This window comes from Colwellia sp. BRX10-4 (assembly GCF_014077465.1).
Lineage (GTDB): Bacteria > Pseudomonadota > Gammaproteobacteria > Enterobacterales > Alteromonadaceae > Colwellia_A.
The window spans coordinates 64585-78957 of record NZ_JACGVZ010000002.1; the positions used below are offsets into that span (position 1 = coordinate 64585).

The window sequence follows — 14373 nt, forward strand, 5'->3', positions numbered from 1 at the left end:
AAATTATTCACAAATAAATAATAACCAAGCCTTTATACGAAACAACTTAAGGCTTGGTTTAGTCTTAACTTAAAATACTACCAATTAGCAACGTTGTCAGCATCTAAGCCCAATGCTTCTTGCAATATATCACGCGCTTTCTCTAGGTCAGCAATGTAAGTAGTTACAGCTGTTTTATCAGCAGAGCCAAATGGGAGCAATACTGGCTTTTGTCCAAAGTAACTGTGAATCTCAGCAAACTCTGCATCTGTGATTGGCGAATGAGGATTAAATTGTAAGCCTAATGCAAAGCCTTTCATTTCAGACCAGTGTTTAGCAACGTCTTCGTAGCTATAATCGTCGCCTGATTTAGCTAAATCTCCACGAAGGTCATTAATATAATGAACAACGGTAGCAGCAATGGCTTTTTCCCATGCATGAACGATATTATCACGCTGTGTTTCAAGTGCGGTTGTTTGCTCTGCAGTAAATACAGAACCTACGTTATCATTAATCATTTTACGAGCTGATAAGAATGCTTCCATGGCATCTTTAGTATAATTCGTTGGATTGGCATTACTTGCAGAGCCGATGTCACGTTTAGCTGCATTAGCAGAGCTACCTAAATTTACTTCTGATGTTAAATCAAATAAGCCATCACCGTCAGTGTCATGTTTACCATTCCAATCAGTACGACCTGTGGTTGCATCGTCAGCCTTAACTTTTCCAGCAATCTCTTTATCGGTATATTCTAAATAATTACGAGCAGCGCCAAAGTAACCAAAACCTTCATCAAAACCATGTTCAAGAGCAGTATCTGCTTTACCAGTACCACGGGGATCAATATTGTCTATGTCTAAGCCTTCATCTAAATAATCATCAGTAGCTTGAGAGTAGGTGATGCTCATCAATAAGAACTTTTGAAGCAATTGTTTTAAGTCAGTACCATCAGTATTGACATAAGCTTTAGTGATAGGACTATTTGTCGCCTCATCGAGGCGAATATTAGCATCAACTGCGTTATCAGCCAATTGATCAAAATAAGCGTCAACTAACGTTTCTGGTGTCATGCCCGCGCCCGCGCCAACAAAACTAGTACCATCAGTCCAATCTTTACGCATGCGACTAGCATCATTACCGGCTATTTTACCGACTAAGTTTTTAGCGCTTGAAGAGATATCGGTAATGAATGGTTGTTTGGTATCATCCAAGAAGGTCAACGAAAAGTTGTTTTCATATTGATTACTGGTGGTACGAAAATAAGAGTTTAACTTCTCAATTACCTCTGCTTTATTTGCAAACTTATTGGCGTCTATATCAGCTTGTAGCCCACTACCAATATAGCTGGTTAATTCAGAAATTAACGCATGACGAGCGATTTGCCCTGTATAACCAACACTTGATTCATCTGTAATTAATTTACTTTCAAACTTATAAGTATCCAATAAGTCATTAACAGTAATAGTGACTTCTTTCGAAAATGAAAGGCCTCCACTGTCTGTAACTGTGATATTGGTAGCCAAAGATTCAGCATTTTCAAAGTTAGCCATAGCGTCAGTTTTTAAACTTAATTCATCGCCAGTAATAGCAAACAGTTCGTTATCAGTTGTATAGGTAAATGTATCACCTGAGTTTGCATCAGTTGCTGACAATGTTCCAATAACTGCGCCTGCAGAATTTTCGTCTACAGTGATATTGCTAACTGCAACATCTGTTGGGGCGGTGTTAGCTGGCGCAACAGGTTCAGGGCTTGCTTCGTTAGTGCTTGAACCACCACATGCTGACAAAGTTAAGGATGCTGCTATTGCTAGCACAAGAGCTTTTATGTTCGTTTTCATGAGAGACCTTTAAGTTATAAATAATATCAATTTACATGATGCTTTTTTTATTGCGGTAACATTAACACTAATGTTAATGCGAATCAATATCATTATCAGTTATATTTAATTCTTAAAAATTCTAAATCAGTGAAAATTCGTCTCTTACGTGAAGGCGTCGTTTTACCTGTTAACTTTAAGGAAACTGATTTTTTGAATGATAAACTGTCTAGTGAAAATGAAAAGTCCTGTTATCGTTAATAATTAAAGTGAGTACCCTCGAACAACAGCTAACTTTGAAGCTCTTTAAATTCTCTTAATATTAACTTAGTATTTTTTGAGCTTAAGTATTAACATCTCAATAGGGTTTAATGTCGCTAATTATTAATGTATATGTTTAGCTATTTATGGTTGAGACTTTAAACAAGTCGTCGCATAGATGGCATACTAAAGAGGTAATTAAATTGTTTTATACAAAATACTATTTTGAATCTAATTTTATTATTTATTTATTGATATTCGAATTTTATACGTATCATTCGTATTTTATCAATGGTGCTGGTTATTTATCTCTTTAAAATTGGATTAAGCAACGTGGTATATTTTATAGATACCTTCACGAGTAAAGGCAAAGTTATTCTTCTTCGACAAAAAGACACAAAAAAGGCTACTCTTAGGTAGCCTTCAAATAATTTTTTACGTGTGTTATTTTAAATTTATTACTCGTAATCAGAAGCGTAAGTTTCTTCGTAAGAATGCGAATAAAGCTCAAATAAGTTGCCAAACGGGTCTTCTAAATACACCATTTTTGCTTGTCTAGTCTCGTCTTCTGGATGGTAGCGCATAACGTCCATACGTACTTTTCCACCATATTGTTCTGTGCGCGCCATCGCACCTTCAAAGTCGTCTGTTTGAAGACAGAAATGGAATATACCTAAGCGTGAAAAATCAACGTCGTGACGTTCTTGCCGCTCTTTCATTTCAAACATCTCAACACCAATGCCGTCAGTTGTTACTAAATGCGCAATATTAAAGCCTTTGAAACCTTCACCAAAAACAGCCACACACATTCTACCAATGGCAGTCTCGCGTTCTTCTTTTACCTTGGTGTTGCCCATTACAATCTTTAGACCGAGCGCTTTAGTGTAAAACTCAACCGCTTTATTCATATCGCCAACCATGAGGCCTACGTGATTCATTTTCATAACTTACTCCAACATTATATTGATTAGTTCTTACTTCGTTTCGATGAGGTAATACTACGCCTAATGTTGCTTAATAAAAAATTATCAATTGTTATTATAATAATAACGTTTTGTTATGATTTTTTATGTTTTTAGCAGTGAAATACTGCTTGAAATTCACTATGACTTTCAAAAGTAAAAATGGGCATAGCCCGACAGACTTGTCCTGAATTCATGAGTGAAATTAATATTAATGCGCTAACGCCTAACGATCGTTTTATGGCAACGCCATTCTTTTTTAGTTAATTATTTAGGCGTATCGTTCTTGATGACCAAGTACTATAATTAAGAACCTATTCGTCAGCTCATCGTTAACATTTGACAGTGAATCAATATAAACTGATTTATGTTTGTTCTCATATCATGACGAAACTTTTATAAGGTTGCGCGAATTGTATTTGGAGGTTTATATGTACAAGTTTTTCAAAAGTGTTCGCCATAGCTGTGATGCTTATTGCCTTTATTGGGCAAGGAGCCATCTTTAATCGTGAGCACTTTATTTTTTCTAGCGTTGCGCGAATTTATTCGATTTTGACTAAACAAATAAGCCATACAATAATTTATTAAATTATTGTACGAAAAGGATGCTTCCAAGGTGCCGCAGTCGACTTTAGTCCTGAACACCGGGTGTTCAGGGCGGAGGTATCATTTCAACCGTAGGCTTCCCGATACGAGCCGGGCTTGCGCAATAGTTAATAATCAACTTCCTTAGTTAAAACTTATCGGCTCAGGGACATAGTTAACATACAAACACCCCAGAAGACGAAGTTAGTATAGCTAATTTTTCAAAGCGATTTAAGTGTTTTTTTGTAACTTAAGTTTGTTTGTTTTTTTAGTGAACAGAGGTTGCTGAAAAATCAAGCTTTCTTGAGGTATTCGGAAATTACAGCTTGTTTGATAGTCGCTTGTAGTAAATCAATTTTACTTTGCAGCGCAGCACGTTCATCGATAATTTCTTTACGAGCAGCTAATAAATCATTAGATAAGTTAAGTGCAGTCATTACTAGTGATTGTTCAGGTGTCTTTATAGAACAAGTTTTACTGTCTGTTAGTAAACGTTGGTTTAACTCTTCCGCGGCTAATAGTAAAGACGACTCTTGCCCGCTAGGACATGAAATCTTTAGTCTTCTATTAGCAACTTCAATGGTAACCGAGTGTTGACTCATAACAGGCTGATTCTCAAAAAAACATCTTAATTAATAGTAATATATACATATCTGAGCACTATAGCGATGAGCAGTACACTATGCAAGCGTTCTCTAGGGTTTTCTCCTTTTAATCTCTAGCATCATAAAAGCGTGAATGTTACGATACCTTGCATTAACTCACGAATTTTATTGATGATTAAAACATGTCCAACGAAACCTCTTTAGACTTTGCCTCAGTGCAAGCAATTCTTACAACAGAAAGTATTACCGTCCATGGCGCTGAATTACATGGGGTATTAACTGGCTTAGTTTGTGCCGGGTTTACCTTTGAAAGTGAGGACTATATCGTGATGATTAATGACTTGTTTAATAACGGTGAAGGTTTACCTCGTGCCGTTAAGTCGTTGGTCAAATCAATGTTTGCAAAAGTTTGGCATGACATTATTGATGACTCTTATGGTTTTCAATTAACGTTACCCGATGATGACGATAGTATAGTTGAACGTGGTCATGCTTTAAGTGTTTGGGTACAAGGCTTCAATTTAGGGTTCGGCCTACAACAAAAAAACAAAGCGGTATTATCAGAAGACGTTAAAGAAGTCCTTATTGATTTTGCTGAAATCTCTAATTTGTCTGACGAAATGGAAGAAGACGAAGATACCGAGCAAGCCTATTTTGAAATAGCTGAATATGTCAGAATTTCTGCTTTATTGTGTTTTACCGAGCTCGGCTCACCGCCAGAAAGTAAAAGCGCAGAAGATACTGTCCACTAAAAAAAGATTAAGTCATGAATACATCAACTTTAGTTAAAAATACTTTATTACCTTTGGCAGAATTTATCCAACGTCGTGCTCAATTTTTTACCTCGATGCCAGAAAATTCTATTGCGATATTTTCCGCTGGACAAGAAGTCACGCGTAGCAATGATACCGAATATGCTTTTTGCCAAAATAAAAGTTTCTATTATCTAACAGGATATAACGAACCTGATGCTATTTTAGTGCTGATTAAATCTGTTGGTAAGGGCGAAGAAAATCAACAAAGTATTTTATTTAACCTTGAAAAAAATGCCCTTCAAGAAGTCTGGCACGGTAGGCGAGTAGGACAAGCGATAGCGGTAGAGCATTATGGCGTAGATGAATGTTTTCCACTAACTGAAATAGATCAATACCTCCCTGATTATATTGCGGATAAAAGTCACTTGTTATTTTGCCAAGGAAAAAGTAGCCACTTTGATAGCCAAATATATGCATGGTTATCAGCAGTTAAAGCGCAAAACCGCCTTGGCGTAAAAGCACCAACACTACTGGTTGATTGTCGAAATATTATTGAAGAAATGCGTTTAATTAAAAGTGCTGGCGAGCTCGATATTATGCGCCAAGTAAATATTATTAGCGGTGCGGCTCATGCTAGAGCGATGGAGCAGTCAGCGATTGGTAAATTTGAATATCAATTAGAAGCGGAAATACTACATGAATTTGCCAGTAATGGTGCAAGGCACCCCGCTTATGGCAGTATCGTTGCCTGCGGCGATAATGGCAATATTTTACATTACACCAACAATGATGACGTACTGAAAAATAACGAATTGGTGTTGATTGACGCCGGTGGTGAACTTAGCGGCTATGCGGCTGACATTACTCGCACCTTTCCTGCAAATGGCAAGTTCACATTAGCACAACGAGAAGTCTATCAACTGGTGCTAGATGCACAGAACTTAGCGATTGATGCAATAAAGCCAAATGCAACCTTTGTCGAGCTTAATGTTTTAGTGAATAACTTCTTGACTTCAGGTTTACATCGTTTAGGTATATTATCTGGGAATTTAGATCAGTTACTTGAGGACAAAGCCTGTAAAAAGTATTTTATTCATGGCTTAGGGCATTGGTTGGGGTTAGATGTTCATGACGTTGGTGATTATCAGTCAAATAATAAACGCGAGCAATGTCGAGCGTTTGAACAAGGTATGGTGATGACCATAGAGCCGGGCATTTATATTCCACTTGATGATTATAGTGTTGATAAAAAATGGCGCGGTATAGCAATAAGAATTGAAGATAATATAGCAGTAACTGATCAAGGTCATGAAAACTTAACGGTAAATGCGCCAAAATCAATTGCTGAAATTGAACAACTAATGACTGCGAATAATTAACTGACTTTTTTTATTGTCAATTCACATTGCCATATGAACTTGTCATCATAGATTTACGTATTTACATTCAGGCAGCAATCATCAATCAATGTTTTATTTCACAGTCCAATGAAAAATTGGCAATGAACTTAGCATTTCACTTTGACGCTTTATCTTAAACGACTGTATTAAATAGCTAAAAAAGTAACTATGAAAAAAGAATTCGATATCGTAATTTCTGGTGGTGGTTTATCTGGTGCATTAATGGCGCTGAGTTTGATCGACTGCAAAAAACAACAGGGTCAGCCGCTATCTATTGCCATTGTTGAAGCTCACCCGGTATTAGAAGATCCAAGATTAACTTTTGACGATCGTGTGTTAGCGCTTTCACATGGCACAGCGACCTATTTAGAACGTTTAGGCGTTTGGCAACAATTAAAGCATCTAGCCGAGCCTATTAAAAACATTCATATCTCTGATCGAGGCTTTTACGGTAAAGCTCGACTTTATGCTGAGCATCATCAAGTTAATGCACTCGGCTTTGTTGTTGAAATGTCATTGCTTGGGCAAGCATTATTAAGCCGTTTAAAAGAGAAAAACAAAATAATAGGTAATATCACTTGGTTCACTCCCGATAAAATAACTGATATTACTTGGCAAAAAGAGCAGGTTGAACTGACGCTTAATTCAACAGTAAAGCTTAGCGCGAAATTACTATTAGCCTGTGATGGTGTTCATTCGGCCTGTCGAAAATTTGCTAACATTGCGGTGCAAGAGTCTCACTACGGTCAATCGGCACTTATTACCAATGTAAGTACGGCTATTGCCCACAACAATTTGGCTTTTGAACGCTTTACTGATAATGGTCCTATCGCGATGTTACCGTTGTCGAAACAGGGGAGCGCAACAAGTGATAGTCGTTGTTCTTTGGTGTGGACATTACTGCCTGAACAAGCAGATAAAATGCTAGCACTTAGCGATAAACAATTCCAAGATGAACTTGAAAATGCTTTTGGTAATTGGCTTGGCGCAATAACCCAAGTGGGTAAACGCGATGTTTATTCGCTTAAATTATTAATGGCTGATGAACAGGTTTTTCATCGGATGGCACTTATTGGTAATGCTTCTCACACAATTCATCCTATTGCCGGACAAGGTTTTAATTTAGGTGTAAGAGATGTTAAGCAAATGGTGGAACTGATCAAAGTAGCCTTAAATAACAATCAAGACATTGGACAGTTTTCTCTGTTAAGTCATTATGCCTCGCAACGAAAGTTAGATCATCAGCAAGTCATTGGTTTAACTGATTCGTTAGTGACACTTTTTTCAAATAAATTACCCCCTTTAGTTATAGGTCGTAATGTTGGTTTGAAAGTCATGAATTATTTATCACCTTTAAAAAGTCGCCTCGTTAGAAAAACGATGGGTTATTAAGGGTGAAACGAAGGTTACAAAAAATACTAAGTTAACCTAACGTAAAGCCATTTTAAAATTAAGAAGAATAACATGCAAAAATTTGATGTATTAATTGTTGGCGGTGGCATGGTGGGCTTAACCTTAGCTTTAGCGCTACGTCAGCAAACACAGTTAACCGTTGCAATTGTTGACACTTCACCGCCGGATGAATTATCAGAACAGCCTGATGTTCGAGTTAGTGCGCTGAATGTCGCCAGTAAACAAATTTTTGATAATCTGGATGTTTGGCCATTAATTCAACAAAAACGTATTCAAGCTTATACTGATATGCATGTTTGGGATAAAGCCGGCTTTGGCAAGTTACTTTTTTCTTGTGACGATTTAGCCGATACCTCAGCCAATGAACAGCTAGGTTGGATCGTTGAAAATAGCGTTATACGTCAGAGTCTTTGGCAAAAAGCACAAGTAGATCAAGGTATAATTTTTTATACTGAAAATACCTTAAGTAATATAAGTATTGGTGAAAGTGAGGCTTTTGTTAGTTTTACATCAACTAACGGCAACCCTATGCCAATAACCGCTAAATTAGTGGTTGGTGCTGATGGCGCAAATTCTTGGGTTAGACGTCAAATGGCGTTCCCCTTAACTTTTCGTGATTATGATCATCATGCTATTGTTGCTACGGTAAAATGTTCTCAAGGACACCAAAATACTGCATGGCAAGTTTTTCTAGAAACTGGCCCTTTAGCGCTACTGCCACTTAACGACGCTCATGGAACGCAAGACTTATGTTCGATTGTTTGGTCTACATCCCCCGAAGATGCAATTCGTTTAAATGGCTTAACCCCAATAGAGTTTTCAAAAGCATTAACGGCAGCAAGTGATGGGAAATTAGGGAATATTGAACTGCAGAGTAAACGTTTTACTCATCCGCTAACTATGCGTATCGCCCAAAGCTTCGTTCAAGAGCGTATTGCTTTGGTGGGTGACGCTGCTCATACTATTCATCCATTAGCAGGCCAGGGCGTTAATTTAGGTTTACTTGACGCGGTATCATTGGCGCAAATTATTAATGACAAAATAACCCAACAAAAATCCCCTAATGACGCTTGGTTAACCACTCGTTTGTTAAATGAATATTCGCGTTGGCGTAAAGCCGAAGCAACCGAAATGGTTGCGGCAATGGAGTCAATTAAACAAGTGTTTACACCTCAACAAGGCGCTATAAAATTGTTGAGAGGTCTGGGGTTGTCTTTAATTAATAACTTAAAGCCCGTTAAGCAAGTCTTAATTAAACAAGCATTGGGTTTGAAAAGTGATTTACCTAAACTTGCAAAAATCAAAGACAAGTTATTTTAAAATTAACGTTGCTTTGAGCATTTAAGTAAACGCTTTTTACATGACCGTAATAGCTTGTAATAACGTTTGCTCTGTTTTAAATAACTTATCTAATGATTGTCTTTTAAGTGTATGGTTAATCAATGAAAAATAATTTTATAAACGTCCTGATGTTTCTCCTTCCTTTTGATATTATTAGCTTTTAAATTAATAAGTTCTCCTGAAAAAAAATGTCAGTAAAAAACACAAAATAAAAACCCAAGATTCTATTTTTTAACGAAGTAAAACTGATTATAATTTTCAAAAGCTGTATTTTTAAAAATTAAATTTGGATTAAAATATTTATCTGGTTTAAAATTTGTATTATTGGCTGTTTTCTTTGTTTTTAGTTGAATCGGTTGCTTTGCGCGGCTATAATCTGGCCAATTATTTTGTAAATATACGACCTTTAAGCTTGGCTTAATGGTGAATTCAACAATTAAAGTGGAATACATACGATGACTAATAAAACCGTATTACATGCTAAGCACATCGAAGCTGGCGCAAAACTAGTTGATTTTCACGGCTGGGAAATGCCAATTAACTACGGCTCGCAAATAGAAGAGCATAATGCTGTTCGAACTGATGCCGGCATGTTTGATGTTTCACACATGACCATTGTTGATATTAAAGGTGTTGATGCCAAAGCATATTTACGCCGTTTAGTGATTAATGATGTTGCAAAATTAGCCGTTGAAGGTAAAGCCCTTTATACCGGTATGCTTAATCACGAAGGTGGTGTTATTGATGATTTGATCATTTATTTTTTCACTGAAACTTATTATCGTTTGGTTGTTAATTCAGCAACGCGCGTAAAAGATTTAGCGTGGATGAATGAACAATCGGCTGGTTTCGACATTACAATTAACGAACGTCCTGAATTTGGCATGATTGCCGTGCAAGGTCCTCAAGCTAAAACTAAAGTAGCTTCACTATTAACACCAGAGCAAACACAAGCTGTTGAAGGTATGAAGCCATTCTTTGGTGTTCAAGCCGGCGATTTATTCATTGCCACCACGGGTTATACCGGTGAAGATGGTTATGAAATAGTGGTTCCAGAAGACCAAGCAGCAGATTTATGGCAAAAACTACTTGACGCAGGTGTTGCACCTTGTGGTTTAGGCGCGCGTGATACCTTGCGCTTAGAAGCTGGCATGAATCTTTATGGTTTAGATATGGACGAAACTGTTTCGCCATTAGCGGCTAACATGGCATGGACCATTAGCTGGGAACCAACAGATCGTAACTTTATTGGCCGTGAAGTATTAACTGCCCAAAAAGCTGCTGGCGACCAACCTAAACTTGTTGGTTTAGTTTTTGAAGAAAAAGGTGTATTACGCACTGGCTTAAAAGTGATTACACCATTTGGTGAAGGTATTATTACCTCAGGTACATTCTCGCCAACATTAGGTCACAGTATTGCTATGGCTCGTGTTCCTCGCAGCGTAAGCCCAGGCGACACTGTTGAAGTAGAAATGCGTAAAAAATTAGTGAATGTTAAAGTGATCAAAGCTGGTTTTGTTCGCAATGGCAAAAAAGTTTTTTAATTAATTTTTAATCATAAAATTTTGTTAGAAAAGCAAGTAGAATGACAATGTTGGTCGAGGGTAAGTCTATTTACGCTTGTCCAATATAGAAGAATAATTAAGCTATAGTATTTAATTGTTAGCCAATAGCGACAATTAAAATTGAGTTTACGATAAACAATAATTAACCTCAGGAAAATAAAAAATGAGCAACATTCCTTCAGAACTAAAATATGCAACATCACACGAATGGGTACGTCAAGAAGGTAACGGCGTAGTTACGGTTGGTATCACTGAACATGCACAAGACTTATTAGGTGACATGGTATTTGTTGAATTACCAGATGTTGATGATGAGATCAGTACTGGTGACGACGTTGCAGTAGCAGAATCTGTAAAAGCAGCTTCAGACATCTACGCACCCGTTTCAGGAAAAGTTATTGAAGTAAATGAAGACTTAGAAGATTCTCCTGAATTAGTTAACTCAGACGCTTTTGGCGCTGGTTGGTTATTCAAGGTTCAGTTAGCTGATGAAGCAGAGTTAGATGCTTTATTAGATGCTGATGGTTACGCGAACTCTATTGACGAAGACTAATTTTGGGCACATTTAGCTTTCATGCTGCGTTGCTTTTGTTACTCGTCTAACTCACTTGCTTAGTAAACCTTTAGCTAAAGGCTTACTAAGCTCATAAGACTGATAACTTTAATGCATTGCCTAAAAGCTAACTGTTTACGAAATCTGTTATTAAGCCTCCAACTGATTTTTTTGGGCTTTATTTTAGTTACGCAGTAACTAAAGACCCAGTTAATTAATTACCCACTTAAGAGAAGCTGTTTTATGACTACTCAATCAAAATCACTTGCTTATTTAGAGCAAACTCAAGACTTTATTCGTCGTCACATTGGCCCTAATGCCGAACAAACTCAAGCGATGTTAAATGACATTGGCGCAGAGTCGGTTGACGCACTTATCAATGAAATCGTACCAAGTGATATTCGTTTATCAGCATTGCCTGCGATTGAAGAAAGTAAAACAGAAGCGCAAGCCTTAAGTGATTTAAAAGCGGTTGCAAGCTTGAACAAAGTAAACGACACCTACATTGGTTTAGGTTACTACGGCACATTAACACCGAACGTAATTTTGCGTAATGTGTTAGAAAATCCAGGCTGGTACACAGCTTACACGCCATACCAACCAGAAATTGCTCAAGGTCGTTTAGAATCATTATTAAACTACCAGCAAATGTGTATCGACCTTACCGGTCTTGAACTAGCTTCTGCTTCATTGTTAGATGAAGGTACTGCAGCTGCTGAGGCTATGGCATTAGCCAAACGTGTTTCTAAAAACAAAAAATCAAACTTATTCTTTATCTCAAGTGATGTTTATCCACAAACTATCGATCTTGTTAAACAGCGTGCAGAAATGTTTGATTTTGACGTTATCGTTGCTCCCGCTCACGAAGCCGCTGACCATGATGTTTTTGGTGCTTTGCTACAATACCCAAGTGCATCGGGTGAAATTACAGATATTAGTGAGTTAATTGAAAAAATTCACGCAAACAAAGGCATTGTTGCGGTAGCCGCCGATATCATGAGTTTAGTAATGTTAAAAGCACCAGGTGAATTAGGTGCTGATGCCGTTATTGGTTCAAGCCAACGTTTTGGTGTTCCAATGGGCTACGGCGGACCACACGCTGCATTTTTTACTACCTCTGAGAAATACAAACGTTCATTACCTGGTCGTATTATTGGTGTTTCTAAAGATACCCGTGGTAACGCTGCATTGCGTATGGCAATGCAAACTCGCGAACAACATATTCGCCGAGAAAAAGCTAACTCAAACATTTGTACTGCTCAAGTACTCTTAGCTAACATGGCGGCGTTTTACGCGGTTTATCATGGTCCTAAGGGCTTGAAAATCATTGCTAATCGTATTCATCGTTTCGCAGATATTTTATGTTTAGGTACATCAACCAAAGGCTTAACGGCTATTCATGCTAACTACTTTGATACCTTAACGTTCAATTTAGATAATAAAGAAGAAATCGTTGCACGCGCATTAGCTGCAGGTGTTAACTTCCGCACTGATGTTGCGGGTCAAATTAGTATTTCTCTCGATGAAACAACCACTCGTGCTGATATTGCTGGCTTATTCGATATATTATTAGGTGTAGGTCATGGTTTAGACGTTAGCGACCTTGACGACAAAATAGTGAGTAGCGGTCATTCTTCAATTCCCGCCGCATTAGTACGTGAATCTGAAATATTGACTCACCCGGTATTTAATTCATACCACAGCGAAACAGAAATGCTTCGTTATATCAAAAGATTAGAAAACAAAGATTTAGCATTGAATCATTCAATGATTTCTTTGGGTTCTTGTACGATGAAGTTAAATGCAACAGCACAGATGATCCCAGTTTCATGGCCTGAATTCGCTAACATGCACCCATTTGCGCCCATTGACCAAGCTCAAGGTTATAAGCAAATGATTGACGAGTTAGGCGATTGGTTAGTTGAACTAACGGGTTACGACAACATTTCAATGCAACCAAATTCTGGTGCTCAAGGTGAGTATGCGGGGTTAATCGCGATTGTTAAATATCATGAAAGTCGTGGCGATGCACATCGTAATATTTGTTTAATTCCATCTTCTGCTCACGGTACAAACCCTGCGTCTGCGCAAATGGTTGGCATGAAAGTTGTTGTTGTTGCTTGTGATAAAGAAGGTAACGTTGATATGGACGACTTGCGTACCAAAGCAAGCGAAATGGCCGACAATCTTGCCTGTATTATGATCACCTACCCGTCAACGCATGGTGTATATGAAACAAGCGTAGCAGAAATTTGTAACATCGTTCATGACCATGGTGGTCAAGTTTACCTCGACGGTGCAAATATGAACGCACAAGTAGGTGTAACATCTCCAGGTTATATTGGTGCAGATGTTTCTCACTTGAACTTGCATAAAACTTTTGCTATTCCACACGGTGGCGGTGGCCCAGGTATGGGACCTATCGGCGTTAAAGCACACCTTGCGCCATTCTTGCCTGATCATGCATTAATTAACGTTGATGAAAGCACTAAAGGTAATGGAGCAGTTGCAGCAGCACCCTTTGGTAGTGCAGGTATTTTATGTATCTCTTACCTCTACTGTGCAATGTTAGGTAAGCAGGGCGTTACAGATGCGACTAAATATGCGATTACTAATGCTAATTATTTAGCTAAAAAATTAAGCCAACATTACCCACTTTTATATGCAGGAAAAAATGGTCGTGTAGCTCATGAATGTATTATTGATTTACGTCCACTTAAAGCAACATCGGGTATTAGTGAAGTTGATATAGCAAAACGTTTAATTGATTATGGTTTTCACGCACCGACCATGTCGTTCCCAGTAGCGGGTACTTTCATGATTGAGCCTACAGAGTCAGAGTCTAAAGTTGAACTTGACCGTTTCGTTGAAGCGATGGTTTCTATTCGCGATGAAGTACGTAAAGTTGAATCAGGTGAATGGTCAAGTGACGACAACCCATTGCATAATGCTCCTCATACGTTAGCGGATATTACTGATACTTGGGAACGTGGTTATTCTATTAAAGAAGCGGTATTCCCAGTTCCTGCTGCAGCAAAAAATAAATTTTGGCCAACAGTTAACCGTATTGATGATGTTTACGGAGACCGTAACTTAATTTGTTCATGTCCTCCAATTGAAAGTTATATCGATTAATT

General features: G+C 37.9%; 10 protein-coding genes and 1 other RNA gene. 7 read left to right on the top strand and 4 right to left on the bottom strand.

The annotated features are described in order from the left end of the window. Positions 1–77: 77 nt before the first annotated feature. From H4J67_RS02720 to H4J67_RS02735, 4 genes are all read right to left on the bottom strand, one after another. On the bottom strand, positions 78–1817 hold the full coding sequence (locus tag H4J67_RS02720; RefSeq protein WP_182202803.1) for a cadherin repeat domain-containing protein: 1740 nt from the start codon (positions 1815–1817) through the stop codon (positions 78–80). A gap of 698 nt (positions 1818–2515) precedes the next feature. After that, positions 2516–3001: a VOC family protein gene (locus tag H4J67_RS02725; RefSeq protein WP_182176589.1), complete on the bottom strand. Its 486-nt coding sequence runs from the start codon at positions 2999–3001 to the stop codon at positions 2516–2518. Between the two features lie 622 nt (positions 3002–3623). Beyond that, positions 3624–3805, bottom strand: a non-coding RNA gene (ssrS, locus tag H4J67_RS02730) — 6S RNA. A 92-nt stretch (positions 3806–3897) separates the two neighbouring features. Beyond that, positions 3898–4206, bottom strand: coding sequence for a cell division protein ZapA (locus H4J67_RS02735; protein ID WP_070374245.1), 309 nt, complete (start codon positions 4204–4206; stop codon positions 3898–3900). A gap of 185 nt (positions 4207–4391) precedes the next feature. On the opposite strand from H4J67_RS02735, the gene H4J67_RS02740 reads away from it, so the two are divergent. The 7 genes from H4J67_RS02740 to gcvP all read left to right on the top strand — a co-directional run bounded on the left by H4J67_RS02740 (position 4392) and on the right by gcvP (position 14371). After that, the gene (locus H4J67_RS02740) at positions 4392–4961 is read left to right on the top strand and encodes a UPF0149 family protein (RefSeq protein ID WP_070374244.1); all 570 of its coding nucleotides are present in this window, start codon (positions 4392–4394) and stop codon (positions 4959–4961) included. 14 nt (positions 4962–4975) lie between these two features. Continuing rightward, positions 4976–6343 (top strand): Xaa-Pro aminopeptidase, encoded by a 1368-nt coding sequence (gene pepP, locus H4J67_RS02745; protein WP_182202805.1) that lies wholly within the window; start codon positions 4976–4978, stop codon positions 6341–6343. A gap of 189 nt (positions 6344–6532) precedes the next feature. Then, a complete protein-coding gene (gene ubiH / locus H4J67_RS02750; RefSeq protein WP_182176592.1) occupies positions 6533–7756 on the top strand; it encodes a 2-octaprenyl-6-methoxyphenyl hydroxylase in 1224 nt (407 codons plus the stop codon). A 72-nt stretch (positions 7757–7828) separates the two neighbouring features. Next, complete coding sequence (locus tag H4J67_RS02755; RefSeq protein WP_182176593.1) at positions 7829–9097, top strand: UbiH/UbiF/VisC/COQ6 family ubiquinone biosynthesis hydroxylase; 1269 nt, start codon at positions 7829–7831, stop codon at positions 9095–9097. Positions 9098–9573: 476 nt separating this feature from the next. Then, entirely contained in the window at positions 9574–10662 is a 1089-nt protein-coding gene (gene gcvT, locus H4J67_RS02760; protein ID WP_182176594.1) for a glycine cleavage system aminomethyltransferase GcvT, read from the top strand. A gap of 184 nt (positions 10663–10846) precedes the next feature. Next, on the top strand, positions 10847–11236 hold the full coding sequence (gene gcvH, locus H4J67_RS02765) for a glycine cleavage system protein GcvH (protein ID WP_182176595.1): 390 nt from the start codon (positions 10847–10849) through the stop codon (positions 11234–11236). Between the two features lie 243 nt (positions 11237–11479). Beyond that, the gene (gcvP, locus tag H4J67_RS02770; protein WP_182176596.1) at positions 11480–14371 is read left to right on the top strand and encodes an aminomethyl-transferring glycine dehydrogenase; all 2892 of its coding nucleotides are present in this window, start codon (positions 11480–11482) and stop codon (positions 14369–14371) included. Positions 14372–14373 lie beyond the last annotated feature (2 nt).

Bases quoted from the DNA above. Each gene is read 5' to 3' on its own strand.
- H4J67_RS02720 (WP_182202803.1), bottom strand. From the start codon at position 1,817: ATGAAAACGAACATAAAAGCTCTTGTGCTAGCAATAGCAGCATCCTTA.
- H4J67_RS02725 (WP_182176589.1), bottom strand. From the start codon at position 3,001: ATGAAAATGAATCACGTAGGCCTCATGGTTGGCGATATGAATAAAGCG.
- H4J67_RS02735 (WP_070374245.1), bottom strand. From the start codon at position 4,206: ATGAGTCAACACTCGGTTACCATTGAAGTTGCTAATAGAAGACTAAAG.
- H4J67_RS02740 (WP_070374244.1), top strand. From the start codon at position 4,392: ATGTCCAACGAAACCTCTTTAGACTTTGCCTCAGTGCAAGCAATTCTT.
- pepP (WP_182202805.1), top strand. From the start codon at position 4,976: ATGAATACATCAACTTTAGTTAAAAATACTTTATTACCTTTGGCAGAA.
- ubiH (WP_182176592.1), top strand. From the start codon at position 6,533: ATGAAAAAAGAATTCGATATCGTAATTTCTGGTGGTGGTTTATCTGGT.
- H4J67_RS02755 (WP_182176593.1), top strand. From the start codon at position 7,829: ATGCAAAAATTTGATGTATTAATTGTTGGCGGTGGCATGGTGGGCTTA.
- gcvT (WP_182176594.1), top strand. From the start codon at position 9,574: ATGACTAATAAAACCGTATTACATGCTAAGCACATCGAAGCTGGCGCA.
- gcvH (WP_182176595.1), top strand. From the start codon at position 10,847: ATGAGCAACATTCCTTCAGAACTAAAATATGCAACATCACACGAATGG.
- gcvP (WP_182176596.1), top strand. From the start codon at position 11,480: ATGACTACTCAATCAAAATCACTTGCTTATTTAGAGCAAACTCAAGAC.